The organism is Kribbella sp. NBC_00889 (assembly GCF_045207705.1).
Lineage (GTDB): Bacteria > Actinomycetota > Actinomycetes > Propionibacteriales > Kribbellaceae > Kribbella.
On sequence record NZ_CP108783.1, the window covers coordinates 447,707 to 465,316 of the forward strand.

General features: G+C 67.6%; 15 protein-coding genes. 5 read left to right on the forward strand and 10 right to left on the reverse strand.

All coding sequences use genetic code 11. From position 1 onward, the window contains the following. The first annotated feature begins 41 nt into the window (after positions 1-41). Both OG817_RS02350 and OG817_RS02355 read left to right on the forward strand, forming a co-directional pair. Positions 42-1,520: a serine/threonine-protein kinase gene (locus OG817_RS02350; RefSeq protein ID WP_406051813.1), complete on the forward strand. Its 1,479-nt coding sequence runs from the start codon at positions 42-44 to the stop codon at positions 1,518-1,520. Between the two features lie 111 nt (positions 1,521-1,631). Further along, the gene (locus OG817_RS02355) at positions 1,632-2,822 is read left to right on the forward strand and encodes an acyl-CoA dehydrogenase family protein (RefSeq protein ID WP_406051814.1); all 1,191 of its coding nucleotides are present in this window, start codon (positions 1,632-1,634) and stop codon (positions 2,820-2,822) included. A gap of 72 nt (positions 2,823-2,894) precedes the next feature. On the opposite strand, the gene OG817_RS02360 is transcribed toward OG817_RS02355, so the two are convergent. Together OG817_RS02360 and OG817_RS02365 are read right to left on the reverse strand one after the other, a co-directional pair. Then, positions 2,895-3,920 (reverse strand): ArsR/SmtB family transcription factor, encoded by a 1,026-nt coding sequence (locus OG817_RS02360; RefSeq protein ID WP_406051816.1) that lies wholly within the window; start codon positions 3,918-3,920, stop codon positions 2,895-2,897. Positions 3,921-4,139: 219 nt separating this feature from the next. Continuing rightward, positions 4,140-5,249: a magnesium and cobalt transport protein CorA gene (locus OG817_RS02365; protein WP_406051817.1), complete on the reverse strand. Its 1,110-nt coding sequence runs from the start codon at positions 5,247-5,249 to the stop codon at positions 4,140-4,142. A 75-nt stretch (positions 5,250-5,324) separates the two neighbouring features. On the opposite strand from OG817_RS02365, the gene OG817_RS02370 reads away from it, so the two are divergent. Continuing rightward, positions 5,325-5,891 carry a general stress protein gene (locus OG817_RS02370; RefSeq protein WP_406051818.1) on the forward strand — a complete coding sequence of 189 codons (567 nt, stop codon included), beginning with the start codon at positions 5,325-5,327 and terminating at the stop codon, positions 5,889-5,891. Positions 5,892-6,003: 112 nt separating this feature from the next. After that, positions 6,004-6,507 (forward strand): MaoC family dehydratase, encoded by a 504-nt coding sequence (locus OG817_RS02375; protein WP_406051819.1) that lies wholly within the window; start codon positions 6,004-6,006, stop codon positions 6,505-6,507. A 659-nt stretch (positions 6,508-7,166) separates the two neighbouring features. Here the strand turns inward: OG817_RS02375 and OG817_RS02380 are convergent. From OG817_RS02380 to OG817_RS02395, 4 genes are read right to left on the reverse strand one after another with little or no spacing between them, the layout of a single operon-like run. Further along, positions 7,167-8,465, reverse strand: a complete 1,299-nt coding sequence (locus OG817_RS02380) for an alpha-L-fucosidase (protein ID WP_406051821.1) — start codon at positions 8,463-8,465, stop codon at positions 7,167-7,169. A gap of 20 nt (positions 8,466-8,485) precedes the next feature. Next, positions 8,486-9,328: a carbohydrate ABC transporter permease gene (locus tag OG817_RS02385; RefSeq protein ID WP_396397245.1), complete on the reverse strand. Its 843-nt coding sequence runs from the start codon at positions 9,326-9,328 to the stop codon at positions 8,486-8,488. Then, the gene (locus tag OG817_RS02390) at positions 9,318-10,262 is read right to left on the reverse strand and encodes a carbohydrate ABC transporter permease (protein WP_396397247.1); all 945 of its coding nucleotides are present in this window, start codon (positions 10,260-10,262) and stop codon (positions 9,318-9,320) included. Before OG817_RS02390 ends, OG817_RS02385 begins: the two co-directional genes overlap by 11 nt. Continuing rightward, positions 10,262-11,533: an ABC transporter substrate-binding protein gene (locus tag OG817_RS02395; RefSeq protein WP_406051822.1), complete on the reverse strand. Its 1,272-nt coding sequence runs from the start codon at positions 11,531-11,533 to the stop codon at positions 10,262-10,264. Before OG817_RS02395 ends, OG817_RS02390 begins: the two co-directional genes overlap by 1 nt. Positions 11,534-11,713: 180 nt before the next feature. Here OG817_RS02395 and OG817_RS02400 point away from each other — a divergent pair, with 180 nt between their 5' ends. Continuing rightward, the gene (locus OG817_RS02400; protein WP_406051823.1) at positions 11,714-12,475 is read left to right on the forward strand and encodes a FadR/GntR family transcriptional regulator; all 762 of its coding nucleotides are present in this window, start codon (positions 11,714-11,716) and stop codon (positions 12,473-12,475) included. Here the strand turns inward: OG817_RS02400 and OG817_RS02405 are convergent. From OG817_RS02405 to OG817_RS02420, 4 genes are read right to left on the reverse strand one after another with little or no spacing between them, the layout of a single operon-like run. Continuing rightward, on the reverse strand, positions 12,381-14,210 hold the full coding sequence (locus OG817_RS02405) for a GH39 family glycosyl hydrolase (protein WP_406051825.1): 1,830 nt from the start codon (positions 14,208-14,210) through the stop codon (positions 12,381-12,383). The two genes, OG817_RS02400 and OG817_RS02405, sit on opposite strands and share 95 nt — an antisense overlap. Before the next feature lie 22 nt (positions 14,211-14,232). Continuing rightward, positions 14,233-15,807: a glucoamylase family protein gene (locus OG817_RS02410; protein ID WP_406051827.1), complete on the reverse strand. Its 1,575-nt coding sequence runs from the start codon at positions 15,805-15,807 to the stop codon at positions 14,233-14,235. A gap of 16 nt (positions 15,808-15,823) precedes the next feature. Next, positions 15,824-16,636: a carbohydrate ABC transporter permease gene (locus OG817_RS02415; protein ID WP_396397253.1), complete on the reverse strand. Its 813-nt coding sequence runs from the start codon at positions 16,634-16,636 to the stop codon at positions 15,824-15,826. After that, positions 16,636-17,610, reverse strand: a complete 975-nt coding sequence (locus OG817_RS02420) for a carbohydrate ABC transporter permease (RefSeq protein WP_406051829.1) — start codon at positions 17,608-17,610, stop codon at positions 16,636-16,638. Before OG817_RS02420 ends, OG817_RS02415 begins: the two co-directional genes overlap by 1 nt.

Below are 17,610 nucleotides of genomic sequence, written 5' to 3' on the forward strand. Positions count from 1 at the left end.
GCCGCCTAAGGTGTTGCGGTCCGCTGCGGAAGGTGTTGTGTGTGAACGGCGAGGTACTCGCAGGGCGTTACCGGTTGCTCACCCTGCTGGGCACGGGTGGCGCGGGTGAGGTGTGGAAGGCCGAGGACACCGTCCTGGCCCGCCAGGTGGCCGTCAAGCTGCTCCGCCGGCTCGAGGGCGACCCGATGGACGCGGCCGAGCGGTTCCGGGCGGAGGCGCAGGCGGCCGCGCGGCTGACCCATCCGAACGTCGTCGCGACGTACGACGTCGGCACCGAGGGCGAACATGTGTTCCTGGTGATGGAACTCGTTTCCGGCCCGGATCTGGCCCAACTGATGCGTACGGCGGGCCTGCCGAGCGGGGAGCTGGTCGCCGACATCGCGACCCAGGGTGCACGCGGTCTGGATGCGGCCCACGCCGCCGGGATCGTGCACCGCGACGTGAAGCCGGCCAACTTGATGCTGGCCGCGGACGGCACGCTCAAGATCACCGACTTCGGCATCGCCAAGCACGCGGGCAACGAGACGACCGGTCTGGGTGTCCTGCTCGGTACGGCGTCGTACGTGTCGCCGGAGCAGGTCCGCGGCAAGTCGGCCACCCCGGCCAGCGACTGGTACTCCTTCGGCTGCGTCCTCTACGAGCTCCTCAGCGGTACGCCGCCCTTCACCGGCCAGACGGTGGACGTGGTCATGCGCCAGCACCTCGAGACACCGCCGCCGCCCATCGTGCGGACCGACGTACCGGTCGAGCTTGCCAGCCTTGTCACGCACCTGCTGGCCAAGGACCCCGCTGACCGACCGTCGTCGGCTGCTCAGGTCGCTGCCCTTCTGACGCCATCTCCATTGCACAACGCGACGCAGGTGCTGTCCCTCCCCGCACCGGCGACCGACGAGCCAGATGAGCACACAGACGCGGCCGAGGATGTGGTCGGCGTTGGCCACTGGGAGGACGAGTCCGCCGAAACGGGTACTCACCGGGCACCTCGCAAGGCGTTCCCACTCGCGAAGGTGGGTGTGGCAGCCGCGGTGGTGCTGGCTGCGATCACTGGTGGGCTGATGCTCCGCGAGAGCGTGACGAACGAGCCGCCGGCGCAGGCGGGTGGGACACCGTCCGCACCGGTGCAGAAGGTCTCGGTCGCACCCAAGACCACGTCGAAGCCGACTCCGACGCCGACTCCGACGCCGTCGAAGACGCCGAAGCCGACTCCGAAAGAGACGCAGAACCCGCAGGCGGCGCTGGTACAGAGCTTGCGGACCCTGGCCGCGCAGGTACGCGCCACCCAGGAAGGGAGCCGGAGCAAGGCTCCGCGGGAGGCGGCGCGCGACCTGGACCGGGCCGCGGAAGCGCTGGACCACGGCGACACGGAGTCCGCCGCGCAGCACTTCTACGACGCCAGGAAGCGGCTGTTCGAGGCGCAGCAGCAACACCGCTGGCGGGCGACTCCGCAGATCGCGGCGTTGTTCGCCACGATTAGCCGGGCGCTGCCCAACCCCAATTCGGACGGTTCACGCGACGAGTGAGCCACGCGACGGTGAGCGCGTGGCCGGTGTCACAGCGGGTGTCGTCCTCGTGCCGGGATGCTGGGAGCCGCGATACTCGCGGGTAGGCGATCTCGACCGAAGGAGCCGACGATGAGCAGGTTGCAGCAGACCGACGGGCTGACCGACATCCAGGAGGAGATCCTCAAGACGGTCCGCGCGTTCGTCGAGTCGGAGATCCTCCCGGTCGCGACCGAACTGGAGCACCGCGACGAGTACCCGGCAGAGATCGTCGAGGGTCTCAAGGAGCTCGGCCTGTTCGGCCTGATGATCCCGGAGGAGTACGGCGGCCTCGGCGAATCGCTGCTCACCTACGCACTGTGTGTCGAGGAGATCGCCCGCGGCTGGATGAGCGTGTCCGGCATCATCAACACCCACTTCATCGTGGCCTACATGCTGCTCCAGCACGGCACCGACGAGCAGAAGCGGAAGTACCTGCCGCGGATGGCGACCGGCGAGGTCCGTGGCGCGTTCTCGATGTCCGAGCCGGGCTGCGGTTCCGACGTCGCCGCGATCAAGACCAAGGCGGTCAAGGACGGCGACGCCTACACGATCAACGGCCAGAAGATGTGGCTGACGAACGGCGGGTCCAGCAACCTGGTCGCCGTACTCGTGAAGACCGACGAAGGTCAGGACTCGGTCTACAAGAACATGACCACGTTCCTGGTCGAGAAGGAGCCCGGGTTCGGCGAGGTGGACAAGGGCCTCACCGTGCCGGGCAAGATCGAGAAGATGGGCTACAAGGGCGTCGACACGACCGAGCTGATCTTCGACGGCTACCGGATCGACGCGGGCCAGATCCTCGGCGGCGTACCGGGCAAGGGTTTCTACCAGATGATGGACGGCGTCGAGGTCGGCCGGGTGAACGTCGCCGCCCGCGGCTGTGGGGTGGCGCGACGGGCGTTCGAGCTCGGCATCTCCTACGCGCAGCAGCGGGAGACGTTCGGCAAGAAGATCGCCGAGCATCAGGCGGTGCTGTTCCGGCTGGCCGACATGGCGGTCAAGGTCGAGGCCGCGCACGAGCTGATGGTGAAGGCGGCGCGGAAGAAGGACAGTGGTTCGCGCAACGACTTCGAGGCCGGAGTGGCGAAGTATCTGGCGAGCGAGTACTGCTCACAGGTGGTGGAGGACTCGTTCCGCATCCACGGCGGCTACGGCTTCTCCAAGGAGTACGAGATCGAGCGCCTCTACCGTGAGGCCCCGATGCTCCTGATCGGCGAGGGTACGGCGGACATCCAGCGGATGATCATCGGTCGCCGGCTGCTGGAGGACTACAAGCTCTGACCGGACAGGCCGGCACGCTGGGCCGACAGGCGGGGCGGTGCCGGTCGGCGTCCAGCGTGCCGCGGAGGGTGGCTAGACGGTCACCCGAAGCTCCGAGGGCGGCTGCCGGGCCTTACCCGAGCCGTGGCCGGACAGCAGCCAGATCCCCAGCTGGGTGATCTCGTGATGCACGGACGCGCCGTCCCGGCGGGTGGTGATCAGGCCGGCCTCCCGCAGGACCGTGGCCTGGTGGCTGGCCGCGGCAGGGGAGATCTTGCACCGCTTCGCGAGCTCCGTCGTCGTACAGCCGGAGACGGCGGCCTCCAGCGCGGCGGCACGGGTCGAGCCGAGCAGCGAGCCCAGCGCGTCGGTCGACGGATCCGGCTCCGCGGGCCCCTGCCGCAGGATGCCCGGCGCGTGCTGGATCGGGTACACCAGGATCGGCTTCAGCTCCGGGTCGCGCAGCTTGGTCGGCACCTGCCAGCAGAACGCCGACGGCTGCAGTTCGATGCCGCGCCCGTCCAGGTAGAGGTCGCGGTCGTTCATGTCCAGCACCTGCAGGACCGGCGCCACCCACCGGACCCGCGGATGCAGCGACGAGAGCAGCCGGTCCACCCCGTGACGGGCCAGTGCCTCCCCGCGGTGTGCGTGATCGGCCGACACATGTGTCCCGATCGACTTCCAGTACGGCGCGATGGCGGCCGCGTGATACGTGCGGATCGCCCGGCCGAGCTTCTGCAGCGAGGAACGCTCGCCTTGGGCCAGCTCCCGCGTCCACGGGGAGACCGGACGGTACTTGCTGAGCAGGTCGAGCTGGCTGCGGATCTGCTGCCGCGGCGTGGCCAGCGTCAGCTCCAGCGCGGTCTCGAAGTCCGGTGCGGGCTCGTCCGGGGTGAGGAAGTCCGGGGAGTAGCCGCGCAGCGGGGTCAGCTCGAGCAGGAGCCGCATCTGCTCCGGAGCGACCTTCGCCCGCACCTGCCGGCGCCAGTCCTCGAAGATCAGCCGCCCGTCGGAGTGCTGCAGCATGTGGAGGCTCAGCAGCACCTCCCACAGCGGCGCGGGGTTGGTGGCGACCGTGACCCGGGTCAGATCACGCGGTGTGAAATGAATACGAAGCACGGCACAGCCCTCCCTGCCTACCGAGACGCCGAACCCATCACGACATCCCCCGATGCCGCCGGTCGCAGAATGTGGCGGCCTGCTGACCGAACGCGATGGCCGCATTCAATCAAGGGCGCCGAGCCGTCCACAACTGTTGGAACATTCCAAACGAGTGGTACTCGTGGCCATGGCAGAAGGTTGCCAACTCGTGCGTGACGTTGTATTGGAACTGCGGCCTCAGAGCCAGTGGTTTCGCTTGAACAATCGGTAAAGGACCGTGCACGCGGCGAACATGATGCCGAGGACCACGAAGTACGCGTACTTCAGGTGCAGCTCGGGCATGTTGTCGAAGTTCATCCCGTAGATGCCGGCGATCATCGTCGGGACGGCGATAATCGCCACCCACGAAGAGATTCGGCGCATGTCCTCGTTCTCGGCGACCTGAACCTGGGCCAGCCCGGCCTGCAGGATCGAGCTGAGCAGCTCGTCGAACGAGATCACCTGCTCCTTCACCCGGAGCAGGTGGTCGTCGACGTCGCGGAAGTAGTTCCGGGTCTCGTCGGCGATCAGCGGGTGGCGCAGCGTCGACAGCGCCCGCATCGGACCGGTCAGCGGAGCCACCGCCCGCTTCAGCTCCAGCACCTCGCGCTTGAGTTGGTAGACCCGGTCGATGTTCCGCCAGCCGCGCGGGCTGAACATCTCCGTCTCGATCATGTCGATGTCCGCCTGTACGGCGTCCGTCACCTCGAGGTACCTGTCGACGACAAGGTCCGCGATGGCATGCAGTACGGCGCCAGGACCGAGGGCGAGGCGATCCGGCTGCTCCTCCAGGGACTGCCGGAGTCCGGTCAGCTCACTGTGCTCCCCGTGCCGGACCGTCACGACGAAGCCGGGTCCGCAGAACACCATCACCTCACCCGACTCCACCACTTCGCTGGTAGCGGTCAGGTCCCCGTGCGGGACATACCTGACTGTCTTCAGTACGGCGAACAACGTGTCGTCGTACCGCTCGAGCTTCGGGCGCTGGTGGGCCTCGGTGGCGTCCTCGATGGCCAGCGCGTGCAACCCGAACTCCGCGCCGATGATGGCCAACTGGCGGTCATCGGGCTGGAACAGACCGATCCAGACGAATCCCTGACCCCGCTTGGCCCGGCTCAGAGCTTCCGTATAGGAGTTGATCTTGGAGTCGCGCCGGCCGTCGCGGTAGAACGCCCAATCGACCAGTGCGCCGTCCAGCTTCCCGCTGGCGACCAGGTCCACCGGTCCCGGGCCGTCACCGCCCGAACGCCGGGCGAAGACTCGTCCCATCCGGCGTGTTGCGCCTGTGTCCCACCGTCGCCCGGCCATCACCGGCGAGGCTATCAAGGCGCGGTAACCAGCCGTCGGCAATGATGGGGGTGACGAACGTGGAGAGGAACGACGATGACCCCGCAGGGCATGCCCTCGATGGACCCCCGGCCGAGTGGCCTGACGATCGGGACGTACGACACCTACCGGGAGGCGCAGCGAGCTGTCGACTACCTCTCGGACGAGAAGTTCCCGGTCGAGCACACGACCATCGTCGGCAACAACCTCCGCCAGGTGGAGAAGATCACCGGCCGGCTCACCTGGGGCCGGGCGCTCACCGCGGGACTGGCCAGCGGTGCCTGGTTCGGTCTGTTCGTCGGCCTGCTGCTGGGCCTGTTCACGACGGGCAACTGGCTCGCCGCGCTGCTCACCGGTGTGGTGCTGGGTGCCTTCTTCGGTCTGGTGTTCGGCGGCCTCGGCTACGCCCAGTCCGCCGGCCGGCGCGACTTCACCTCGCGGAACGCGGTGGTCGCGACGACGTACGACGTACTGTGCGACTTCAAGTTCGCTGAAGAGGCGCGGAACCACCTGGCCAAGCTTGCTCTGAAGGGCGAGGTCAACCCGCGCCTGCCGGAGCACCAGGCCACGCAGCAGGCGGCCACGCAGCAGCCGGTCGAGCCAGGGCAGCGGCCGCACGACTGAGGCTCCGCGGTGGGAGGTGACCTATCTCTCCTGCCGGTGAGAGCCACACCACGGACCGGGGACGCCCGGATTCGGCAGCATGGGGGGTCCATCGGGTTCAGGAGGAGCCGGCATGCAGTTCGGGCGTAGCTATGAGGAGTTCGAGGTCGGTGCCGTCTACAAGCACTGGCCGGGCAAGACGGTGACGGAGTACGACGATCATCTGTTCTGCCTGCTGACGATGAACCACCACCCGCTGCACCTCGACGCGCACTACGCCGGCGAAACCACCCAGTTCGGCAAGAACGTTGTGGTGGGCAATTACATCTACTCGATCCTGCTCGGCATGTCGGTGCCGGACGTCAGCGGCAAGGCGATCGCGAACCTGGAGGTCGAGTCGCTGCGGCACGTCGCCCCGACCTTCCACGGCGACACGATCTACGGCGAGACCGTCGTACTGGACAAGTGGGAGTCGAAGTCGAAGGACGACCGCGGCGTCGTGTACGTCGAGACCAAGGGCTACAAGCAGGACGGCACCGTCGTCTGCCTCTTCCGCCGCAAGGTCATGGTCCCCAAGAACACCTACCTGGAAGCCCGGGGCGGAGACCAGCCCGCCCGCCCCACCCCCACGTCCTAGCCCCGACCACCCCCGCCCCGCACCGACCCCCCGCCCCGCACCGACCCCCCGACCACCCATGCGCGCCCGGCCCCGCACCCATCTGATGGGCTGACCCACGCCGTAGTGGGTCGGCCAACCGCACGCGGTGGGTCAACCCACTGTCTGGTGGGTCGACCCACGAGCCCGGACCCCGCGTCGCCGTCGGCTCTTCGTGCAGCCGCCTTCGGGCCGTCCGGCGTACGTCGCGGTGCCGGGTGCTTGTTCGTGTGTGGTGGGTCGACCCACGCGTTTGGGGGTTGGCCAACCGCAGGCGGTGGGTCGACCCACTGTCTGGTGGGTCGACCCACGAGCCCGGACCCCGCGTCGCCGTCGGCTCTTCGTGCAGCCGCCTTCGCGCTGTCCCGCGTACGTCGCGGTGCCGGGTGCTCGTTCGTGTGCGGTGGGTCGACCCACTGTCTGGTGGGTCGACCCACGAGCCCGGACCCCGCGTCGCCGTCGGCTCTTCGTGCAGCCGCCTTCGCGCTGTCCCGCGTACGTCGCGGTGCCGGGTGCTCGTTCGTGTGCGGTGGGTCGACCCACGCGTTTGGGGGTTGGCCAACCGCACGCGGTGGGTCGACCCACTGTCTGGTGGGTCAACCCATCAGCGGGTGGTCAGCAGCAGGCGGGGTGGCGGGGTTTCAGGCCAGGAAGAGTTCGATCACGGGGACCAGGGTGTTGGGTTTCTGGATCGGGAGTTTGAGGGTGAGGGTGTCGGCGGAAGTGCCGCCCATGGTGGTGTTCTGGGCGGTCTGGTGGGGGTCGTTGACGATGCGCTTGATCTCGGACGCGTCGTTCAGGAGTTGGGCGTACTTCACCTTGCCGGCCAGGCCGGGCAGGTGGACGTGGCCCATCGGCCACGAGAACAGATGCAGGTAGAGCCGGTTGCCTCTCTGGGTGAAGCGGCAGTCGGCCGGAGCGGTGTACCCCGAGGCCGGCCGGGCTCCACGGATCGACCGCTCGTGCAGCCGCATCCATTCGCCGATCGATGCCAACGTAGCCAGTGCGCGCGGGTCGAACTCGCCCCGCCCGGTCGGGCCCACGTTCAGCAGCAGGTTGCCGTCCTTGGAGACCGAGTCGACCAGCATCTTCACCAGCAGCTCGGGTGACTTCCAGTCCAGGTTGTCCCGGTCGTAGCCCCAGCTGCCGTTCAGTGTCTGGCAGGCCTCCCACAGCACCGGCTGCCCGTCGCGTTCCATCGGGCCGTCCGGCTGGTACTGCTCCGGCGTGACGAAGTCGCCCGGGATGTCGAGGCGGTCGTTGATCAGGATGTCCGGCTGCAACTCCCGGACCATCGCCATCAGTTCCTCGGACCGCCAGTCGTCGCGGCCCTTGCCGTGCCCGTCGCGGCCGTCCGGGTACTTCCGGCCCGGGTAGGAGAAGTCGAACCACATGATGTCGATCGGGCCGTAGTTCGTCAGCAGTTCGCGCGTCTGCGCGTGCAGGTAGTCGGCGTACACCTGGATGTCGCGGCCGGCTGCCTTCGCGATCGCCTCCTCGTCGTCCCGCTGCGGATGCACCAGGTCGATCGGGAACTCGGGATGATGCCAGTCGATCAGCGAGTGGTAGAACCCGACGCCGAGCCCTTCGGCCCGGCAGGCCTCGACGAACGGGCCGACCAGGTCCTTGCCCCACGCGGTCTTCGCGACCGTGTAGTCCGAGACCTCGGAGTCCCACAGGCAGAAGCCTTCGTGGTGCTTGGTCGTGAGTACGGCGTACTTCATGCCGGCCTCACGGGCGGCGCGAGCCCACTTGCCCGGGTCGTACAGGTCCGGCTCGAAGTGGTCGAAGTACGGCTGGTAGTCCTCGTCGGTCAGCCGCTCGAGGTTCTTCACCCACTCGTGCCGGGCCGGCAGCGAGTACAGCCCCCAGTGGACGAACAGGCCGAACCGCCAGTCACGGAACTTCTCGACGGAATGCGCAGGAGGCGCGTCGGTCATCTCAGATCTCCTCGGAGTAGTTAACGGCCGCCCAGACCGGTGACGAGCAGGCCGCGGACGAGATGCTTCTGGAGCAGGATGACGAGCAGGACGGTCGGTGCCATCGCCATGATCGAGGCCGCCATCATCAGGTTCCACTGAGTGCCTTGCTGGCCGACGAACTGAGCCAGGCCGAGCGGCACCGTGCCCTTGTCCGCGATGCTGTTCACGATGATCAGCGGCCACAGGAAACTGCCCCAGAAACTGATGAAGGTGAAGACGGTCAGTACGGCGATGGCCGGCCGCGCCAACGGCAGCATGATCCGCAGGAACGAGCGGAACGGCCCGCACCCGTCGACCCGCGCCGCCTCCTCCAGCTCGGCCGGGACGGTCAGGAAGAACTGCCGCAGCAGGAAGGTGCCGAACGCGGTGAACGCCCAGGGCAGGATCAGCGCCCAGTAGCTGTCCACCCAGCCGAGCGACTGCATCAGCCAGTACATCGGCACGATCAGTACCTCCTGCGGCACCATCAGCGTGCCCAGGAACAGGACGAACAGTTGCTCACGGCCCCTGAATTGCAGCCGGGCGAAGGCGTACGCCGACAGGCTCGAGGCGATCACCACGACCGCGGTACCGGCGATCGCGACGAACAGACTGTTCAGGAAATAGCGGCCGAACGGCGCGAACGTGAACGCGTCGGCGTAGTTCTGCCAGCGGATCTCGGAGCCGAACAGCTCCGGCGTCGGCGTGAACACCTCGTCCGCGGGTTTCAGCGAGGTGGACACGGCGTACACCAGCGGTCCGAGGAAGGCGATCGCGACGATGATCAGTAGCGTGTGCGAGACCCCGCTGCGGACCCGGCGGCCAACGGTTTCAGACGTCATACTGCACCCACCTCCGCTGCCCGGCGAACTGGATCGCGGTGACCGCCATGATGATCACGAACAGCACCCAGCCCGCCGCGGACGCCAGCCCCATGGTGAGGAACTGCCAGCCCTGGTTGTAGACGAACATCACGATCGTCTGGGTGGCCACGCCCGGACCGCCCTGGGTCAGGATGAACGGTTGCACGAACACCTGGAACGACGTGATCAGCGTCATCGTGGTGGCGAAGAAGATCGACGGTGTGATCATCGGCCAGGTCACGTACCGGAACCGCTGGAACGGCCCGGCGCCGTCGATCTGGGCCGACTCGAGTTGCGACTGCGGCACCTGGTCGAGGGCGGCGGAGAAGACCAGGAAGTTGTAGCCGAAGCCCTGCCAGATCGACATCGCGACGACGGCCGGCATCGCCCAGGTCGACGAACCGAGGAAGTTCGGCGCGTTGATGCCGAACCAGCTCTCCAACGTGGTGTCGATCAGACCGCCGGGCTGGAACAACAGCCGCCAGACCATCACGTTGGCCACCATCGGCGTCATCACCGGGATGAAGAACAGCACCCGGAACGCCTGCCGGCCCCTGATCTTCGGCCCGACCCAGACCGCGAGACCCAGCGACACGACCAGGTTCAGCGGCACGTACAGCACCACGAACAGGGCCGTGTTCAGCACCACCCGGCGGAACACCGGATCGTTCAGCAGCTGGGTGTAGTTGTCGATGCCGAGGAACTTGCGCTCGCCGAACACCGGCCAGTCGAACAGGCTGATCGCCAGCGCCATCGCGGTGGGGAACAGCGTGAACAGGGCCAGCCCGCCGAGGCTCGGGGCGAGGAAGATCCCGGCGAACCGGCCGTCCCGTCGCAGCGCGGGCCGGCGCCCCACCCGGTCGGCCCCGGAGGGCAGGCCAGGCGGAGCGACGGTCGTGGTGTCGGTGGCCATCAGGAACCGGCGCCCGCCTGGTCCTGGATGGTCTTCAGCGCCTGGTCCGGCGGGATCTCGCCGTTCAGCGCCTGCGTCCCGAACCGGTTGAGCAGGTCGGCCACCTGGACCCAGTTCTTCGAGGTCACCAGCGGGACCGAGTTCTCGGACGCGTAGTCGATCGTCTCCTTGGCACCCTCGACCTTCACCGCGGTGAACCAGGCCGGGTGCGCGACGGTGCGAGCCGGGTACGCCCGGCCGGCCACGGCCAGCGTGGTCAGCGGCTTCTCACTCGTCATCGACATGATCGCCTGGAAGGCCGCGTCCGGCGTCTTGCAGGACCGCGAGATGCCGAACCCCGAGCCGGCCGTGTATGTCTTCGAGCCGTCCGGACCCGCCGGGATCGGTGCGATGCCGAGGTTGAACTTGACCTTGCCCTTGACGTCGATCAGCGACCACGGCCCGTTCAGCTGCATCGCCGCCTTGCCCGAGGTGAACTGCTGGGTCTCGAAGTCGGGGTTGCCGGACGGCACCTGCGGGGCGATCTTGTCGGTCTTGACGAAGTCCGCGTACGTCGTGAAGCCCTCTTCGAACTTCGGGTCGGTGAGGGCGAGCTTGCCGTCGGCGAGCGGCTCGGCGCCGGTCTGGGTGCGAACCCAGGACGTCACGCCCAGATCGCCGGGACTCGTCACGAATCCGGTCCGCCCGGCGGAGGTGAGCTTCTTGGCGGCCGCGGTGAACTCGTCCATCGTCCAGCCCGGCTTCGGCTCGGCCACGCCGGCGGCCTTGAACAGATCGCGGTTGTAGAAGATCACCATCGGGCCGGAGTCGTACGGGATCGCGATCTGCTTCCCGTCCGCCTTCAGGCCGTCCATGATCGGCTTGTCGAAGTCCTCGGTCTTCAGGCCGTACTTCTTGATCAGATCGTCGAGCGGGAGCAGGGCGCTCGCGTACGACGCCAGTCGCAGGCTCTGCATGCCCATGATGCACGGAGCCTTGCCGCTCGCCAGCAGGGTCCCGACCTTCGCCCAGTAGTTGTCCCAGGTGGTGCCCTGGAGCTTGACGGTGATGCCGGGATGGTCCGTGTGGGCCTGATCCGCGACCTTCTGCCACGCGGCCTGGTCCTCGGTCCCCGCGACCCAGAACGACCAGGTGAGATCGGCCTTGTCGGCCGAACCGGATCCGCCGCCACTGCCGTCGTTGCCGCCGCCACAGGCCGCCACCGCCGTCAGAGCCAGCACCGACAGGGCGGCGGTGGCCCAGCGGCGAGCCCGCGCTGGTGTTCCTCTCATCCTGACCTCCATGGAAAGCTGTGATTCATCCGATCAATATGCCGAAGTCTTGACGAGAGTCAACAGTTCGTGGCCTTATTTCAAGGCAGAAACTCGGCGTTGAGCGTAGATGCGCCGAGTAGACCTCCGATGTATTGTCCCAAGACATCGGAGGTTTCCGGGCCGAGCAGGGAGGCTGGCATGCGGGTCACCGACGAGGCGATCGACCGGATCAAGCAGATGATCGTGTCCGGCGAACTGCAGCCCGGCGACCGGCTGCCGCGCGAAGCCGACCTGGCCGCGCGCCTCGGCCTGTCCCGGAACTCGCTGCGCGAGGCGGTCAAGGCGCTGGCGCTGATCCGGATCCTCGAGGTCCGCCAGGGCGACGGGACGTTCGTGACGAGCCTCGACCCGTCCCTGCTGATGGAGACGATGGGGTTCGTCCTCGACCTGCATCAGGACGCGTCGGTGCTCGAGTTCTTCGAGGTACGCCGGATCCTGGAGCCGGCCGCGGCCGCGCGGGCCGCGCTCCGGATGCCGGACGAGGACGTCGCCGCATTACGCAAGCTGCTGGACGATCTCGGCGAGGAACCGTCGGCGGACGATCAGCTCGCCTGTGACGTGGAGTTCCACCGGCAGCTCGCGATCGGCAGCGGCAACCGGGCGCTGGCCTCGATCATCGAGAGTCTGCGTCAGCCGACGTACCGGGCCCGGATCTGGCGCGGCCTGACCCAGACCGGCGCGGTCGCCCGATCGGTGGCCGAACACCGCTCCATCCTCGACGCCATCGCCGCCCGCGAACCCGAGGTCGCGCGGGCCTGGGCGACGGTCCACATCGCCGGCGTCGAGCGCTGGATCCAGGACGCGGTCAACCTTGACTCGGGCGAAGCTCCACCAGGACAGCGGACGGCATCGGCAGGGTCAGCTCGAGTGCTGAGCCGTTCCACTCCAGCGGAGTACTGACCATCTGGCTCCGGTCGGCCAGCTCGGTCAGCTGCTCGTCGGTGGGCCAATCGCCGATTCCCAAGTCGGCGGCGACTGCGACGAGATCGCCGACGCCGATGCCGAGTGTGGTGACGGTGGCCTGCCAGGACGGATCCACGCCGGGCAGCTGCACGTGGACCGTCCTGGACAGTTCCGGTGCCCCCGCCGACTTGGTCTGGTCGAGGGTCAGATTCCACAGCAGTACGGCGATCCGATCGTCATCCCGGGAGGCCCACGCCTCCACCAGGCTGCCGCCACCGTCGCCGCTCCACGTCACCGGCAGCTCGACCGGCCCGAGCCGGCTCAGCAGGCTCATCGCGTGGTACCGGGGCTTCGCCAGTCCACCAACGGTCTGCAAGCCGAAGCCACCATGCAGGAACCGCGGCGGACGGCCGAGCTCCTCGAAGTGGTCCGACGCGACCCAGTACGCGAGCGCGTCGACCCGCCCGGCCGCCGACTTCATCCCGCGCAGCAGGAACACTCCGGAGAACACCGAATCGTTGATTGGGTTGAAGTGCGTCGGGGTCACGCCCCACTCGGTCCACAGGATCCGCGCGTCGCCGAACCCGTGCCGATCCAGCGACGCCTGCACATCGAGCGGCGGACTGCCGTAGGTGTGCGTCGACACGAAGTCCACCGGCGTACCCTCTGCCGCCGCATGCGCGAGCAGATCGTCCACCCAGCCCGCTGCGGCCGACGACGGTCCGCCGATTGCCAGCCGCGGGTCCACCGACTTCACCGCTGCTGCGCTCACGTCGTACAGATGCAGGTACTCGGTCTTCGTGCCGGACCAGAAGACCTCCAGGTTGGCCTCGTTCCACACCTCGAAGTCCCAGGTCAGCACCTCGTCGAGGCCGTACCTCTCGACCAGGTGCCGCACCAGTGCGCGGACCAGGTCGTACCAGCGCTCGTACGACTTCGGTGGGGAGATGATCGCGCCGTACGCGAACACGGTCTTGGCCGGATCACTGGCCAGGTCCCGCGGCATGAACCCGAGCTCGACCACCGGCCGCAGCCCGATCGCCAGCACCTTGTCGTAGATCGCGTCGACGACCGAGAAGTCGTACGCCGGTTCGCCGTCGACCTCGGCGTACACCCGAGTGTCGTCATGGAAGATCGCATGCGCCCGGACCGTGCGTACCCCGATCTCGTCGTGCATCCGGCGCAGCGCCTGCTCCAGCTCCGCGCCGATCTCGTGACCACCGGTGAGATCCGTGCAGAGCAGCTGGCTGAGCCGTTCGCTGCCGACCATCGGAACCCACGGCTTCGCCAGTTCGGTGCCCTCGGCAGTCGTGTCGATGGTCACCGAAACCACCGGGACGGTGCCGTCGGCAACCAGTGGTACGGCGCTCACCGTGCTGCTCGGACGGCCGCTCGCGGTCACCTCGGGGACGCTCGCGACCGCATACCGGTACGGCGTCCCCGGGGTGCAGGTGGTGTCGACGTACGGCGGCGCCGGGACCGAGAGGATGTCTCCACTGTGGTGATCGACAGGCTCGAGCGGGCCGTGGTCGCCGGTGGACCGCAGGATCAGGTAGCCCGCGGCTCCGTCCACCGGCGTCCAGTCGATCGTCACCTGGCCGGCTCCGCCGGTCGCGGTGACCTCCTTCGGCGGATCCAGGTCCGGGAAGGTGAACGCGCGCTCCTCGTCACTGCGGAGCGCGATCCGCGCGTCCCAGTCGGTCTTGGCCTCCACCGAGGCGTCGTCGTGCATCAAGCTGACTCCTGTCGTCGTGTCACTCGAGCCCGGACTCGAACTGCTCCATCGCGATCAGCGGCCGGATCCGGCGCTCGACCGTCGTGGTGCTGAAGTTCCGCCGGACCACGTCGTCGGCGAAGACGTTGCCGATGGCACCCATCACCATCGCCTGGTCCAGGGCCAGGTACCGCTGGGCGATCAGCCCGGACCGGACCGCGACCGAGTCGTAGAAGCCACCGGCGCCGTACGCGTGCAGGTTCGTCTCGATCCGGCGCAGGTTCTCGATCGCCTGCCCCGGCGCGTACTGCATCGCCAGGAACGCGGCGTGCGGGGTGACCACACCGTCGCCGAAGGTGGGATTCGGGTTGACGCCCTCGCGGCAGCCCTCGAAGCCGGCGTCGAAGTTCGTCGCCTCCAGGTCGGACGGATAGCCGCCGGGGTCCATCCCGATCGCCTCGACGCCGTAGACGGAGTACCCGCCCTTCGGGTTCGAGGCCGGCGAGAAGCCCCAGTAGCCGTACTTCGCGTCGTCCAGTCCGTGCTCGATCTGCGCGCGGACGGTCAGCGGGTGGTTGATACCCCAACTGCGCGGTGCCCAGGTCGTCTCCGGGATGAACAGATCGGGCATCAGCGACTCGAACATGTCGCCGCCCCAGGACGGCACGAGCCGCATCCCGCGGTACGAGTAGGTGCCCTCGAAGACGTCGAGACCGAGGTACGTCCGGTGCACGCCCTTCGGCTTCTGCTCGACCCAGGACCAGTCGCACGAGTCCGGGAACGTCCGGTACGTCGCGAAGTACTGCGTGTGCGGGACCTGGTCGAGCGCGAATCCGATGTAGCCGGCGATCCGAGCCTCGGTGTTGCAGGTGTCGTAGTGGAACTTGCGGTAGTACACGTCCGGGCCGGTGCCGGCGTGGTTGCCCTTGTCGGTCTCCTCGTCCGGCGGTGGGGTCTCGAAGAAGCCACCACGCATCAGACCGCCGGGCCGGGCCGCGGGGTTGTAGTAGTAGGCGAAGTTCATCTTGCTGAGCAGCGAATCCGCCAGCGCGCGGGCCCCTGGCTCGGCGTTGCGGACCACCATCAACGCGCAGGCGAGCCAGCCGTTGTCGACACTCGAGACGAACGGCGTGATCGGCTTCGTCCCGTCCGGGTCGACGTACCGGACCTCACCGGTCGATTCGTCGTACCAGTTGAAGTACATGCCGCTCGGCTCGTGGTGGTCGACCTTCGACATCGTGGTCAGGGTCTGGGTGATCCGGCGCAGCGACTCCTTCGGCGAGATGATGCCGAGGTGGCGCGCGACGACGGTGCTCCACAGGTAGCCGCCGATGTTGGTGGGGGAGGTGTACTGGCTGCGGACCGGGTTCGTCACCGAGGAGCCGATGTTGTCGGCCGGGAGGCCGGTCTTCTCGTCGGTCATCGCGACCAGGCTGCGCCAGGTGTCTCGCGCCCACCGCCCGACGAGTGCGCGGTCGGCCTTGCTCGGCTTCCACCCACCCATCAACAGTTCCGCAGGTGAGCGCGTTCCACCGAAGGCGGGGGCAGCGGTTCCGATCAGAGTGGCGGCGGTGCCGGCGGCGAGCAGGGTACGGCGACTGATGTTGGCGGTCATCTAAGTCTCCAGAAGGTTATTTGAGTCCGGTGATGGCTATGCCCTTGGTGACATGCCGCTGGAAGACGAGGAACATCACCAGCACCGGCAGGACGACCACGACCGCGCCGGCCATCAGCAGGCCGTAGTTCTGCGCGTTCTGGCCGGTCGAGTACAGCGCCAGGGCGACGGGAAGGGTGTATTTGTCCTCGGTCTGGGCGATCACCAGCGGCCAGAGGAAGTTGTTCCAGGAACCGAGGAAGGTCAGGATGCCGAGCGTGGCCAGGGCCGGCCGCGTCAACGGCAGCATGATCCGGCCGAAGATGCCCAGTTCACTGGTGCCGTCCACCCGGCCGGCGTCCATCAGATCGTCCGGCAGTCCGGAGAAGAACTGCCGCATCAGGAAGACACCGAACGGCGACACCAGGAACGGCAGGATCAGGCCGGGGTAGGTGTTCGCCAGCCCGGCGTTGGTGACGAGCACGAACAGCGGCACGAACGTGACCATGCCGGGGATCATCAGCGTCGCCAGGACCACTACAAAGAGAGTGTCGCGGCCCTTGAACCGCAGCTTGGCCAGCGCATAGCCGATCATCGAGCAGAACGTCAGGTTCCCGGCCGTCACGACCAGCGCGACCACGGTCGAGTTGAGGAAGTAGCGCGGGAAGCTCGCCTTGCGGAACAGGTCGCCGTAGTTCTGTGTGGTCGGATTGTCCGGCCACCAGGTCGGTGGGACGCGGAGCAGTTCGCCCTGTGTCTTGAAGCTGCCGAGCACCATCCACAGGAACGGCGCCGCGACGGCCACCAGTCCGAGCACCCCGATCAGGTAGATCCACCAGGTACGGCGCATCACTTCTCCCTCAGCAGCCGGAACTGGATGAACGTGACGACGGCGATGACGACGAACAGGATGTAGGCCATCGACGTGGCCAGGCCGTAGTTGCCGAACCCGAACTGCTGGTAGGTGTACATCGACACCGACAGCGTGCTGTTCAGCGGACCGCCCTGGGTCATCACCAGCGGCTCCTCGAAGAACTGCAGGTAGCCGATGCCGGTGGTGACGCTGGTGAACAGCACGGTCGGACGCAGCAACGGCAGGATCAGGTAGCGGAATCGTTGCCACGAGCTCGCACCGTCGATCTGACCGGCCTCCTCGACGGTCTGCGGGATGCCTTGCAGACCGGCCAGGAAGATGATCATCGCGGAGCCGAAGTTGCGCCAGATCGCCATCGCGATCAGCGACGGCATCGCCAGCGTCTTCGACGCCAGCCAGTTCGGCCCGTCGATGCCGAACCAGCCGAGCACGGTGTTCACCAGGCCGGAGTCGGGCGCCAGCACGAACCGCCAGATCACCGCGATCGCGACGATCGACGTCACCACCGGCAGGTAGTAGCCGACCTTGAACAGGCTCTGGAACCGCTTCACACCACGGTCCAGCAGCACCGCGGCCGCCAGCGCGACCACCAGTGTCAGCGGTACGCCGAGGATCACGAAGTACGCCGTGTTGAACGCGGCCTTGCGGAAGGTCTCGTCCGACAACGCCTTCACGTAGTTGCCGAACCCGACCCCGTTCACCGCGAACGGCGTCCGCAGATCCCGCTGCCGCATGTCGGTGAAGCTCATCCCCAACGACCCCAGCACCGGCCCGGCCGTGAACGCGAGGAACAGCAGCACGAACGGAAGGACGAGCACCCACGCCGCGAAGGTCTGCCGATCCAGCCGCCTGGTGCGGGGGCGCGGACGTACCGTGCTCGCTCCTCCACCCGATGGCGGTCCTCCCGACGAGGTCCGCAGCGCCTCGTCGGGAGCCGTGTCATGAACCAT

What these genes read in the sequence shown, in the direction of transcription:
- OG817_RS02380 (WP_406051821.1), bottom strand. Translation starts at nt 8,465, where the DNA reads ATGACCGACGCGCCTCCTGCGCATTCCGTCGAGAAGTTCCGTGACTGG.
- OG817_RS02375 (WP_406051819.1), top strand. Translation starts at nt 6,004, where the DNA reads ATGCAGTTCGGGCGTAGCTATGAGGAGTTCGAGGTCGGTGCCGTCTAC.
- OG817_RS02370 (WP_406051818.1), top strand. Translation starts at nt 5,325, where the DNA reads ATGACCCCGCAGGGCATGCCCTCGATGGACCCCCGGCCGAGTGGCCTG.
- OG817_RS02405 (WP_406051825.1), bottom strand. Translation starts at nt 14,210, where the DNA reads ATGCACGACGACGCCTCGGTGGAGGCCAAGACCGACTGGGACGCGCGG.
- OG817_RS02390 (WP_396397247.1), bottom strand. Translation starts at nt 10,262, where the DNA reads ATGGCCACCGACACCACGACCGTCGCTCCGCCTGGCCTGCCCTCCGGG.
- OG817_RS02395 (WP_406051822.1), bottom strand. Translation starts at nt 11,533, where the DNA reads ATGAGAGGAACACCAGCGCGGGCTCGCCGCTGGGCCACCGCCGCCCTG.
- OG817_RS02420 (WP_406051829.1), bottom strand. Translation starts at nt 17,610, where the DNA reads ATGGTTCATGACACGGCTCCCGACGAGGCGCTGCGGACCTCGTCGGGA.
- OG817_RS02385 (WP_396397245.1), bottom strand. Translation starts at nt 9,328, where the DNA reads ATGACGTCTGAAACCGTTGGCCGCCGGGTCCGCAGCGGGGTCTCGCAC.
- OG817_RS02400 (WP_406051823.1), top strand. Translation starts at nt 11,714, where the DNA reads ATGCGGGTCACCGACGAGGCGATCGACCGGATCAAGCAGATGATCGTG.
- OG817_RS02410 (WP_406051827.1), bottom strand. Translation starts at nt 15,807, where the DNA reads ATGACCGCCAACATCAGTCGCCGTACCCTGCTCGCCGCCGGCACCGCC.
- OG817_RS02365 (WP_406051817.1), bottom strand. Translation starts at nt 5,249, where the DNA reads ATGGCCGGGCGACGGTGGGACACAGGCGCAACACGCCGGATGGGACGA.
- OG817_RS02415 (WP_396397253.1), bottom strand. Translation starts at nt 16,636, where the DNA reads ATGCGCCGTACCTGGTGGATCTACCTGATCGGGGTGCTCGGACTGGTG.
- OG817_RS02355 (WP_406051814.1), top strand. Translation starts at nt 1,632, where the DNA reads ATGAGCAGGTTGCAGCAGACCGACGGGCTGACCGACATCCAGGAGGAG.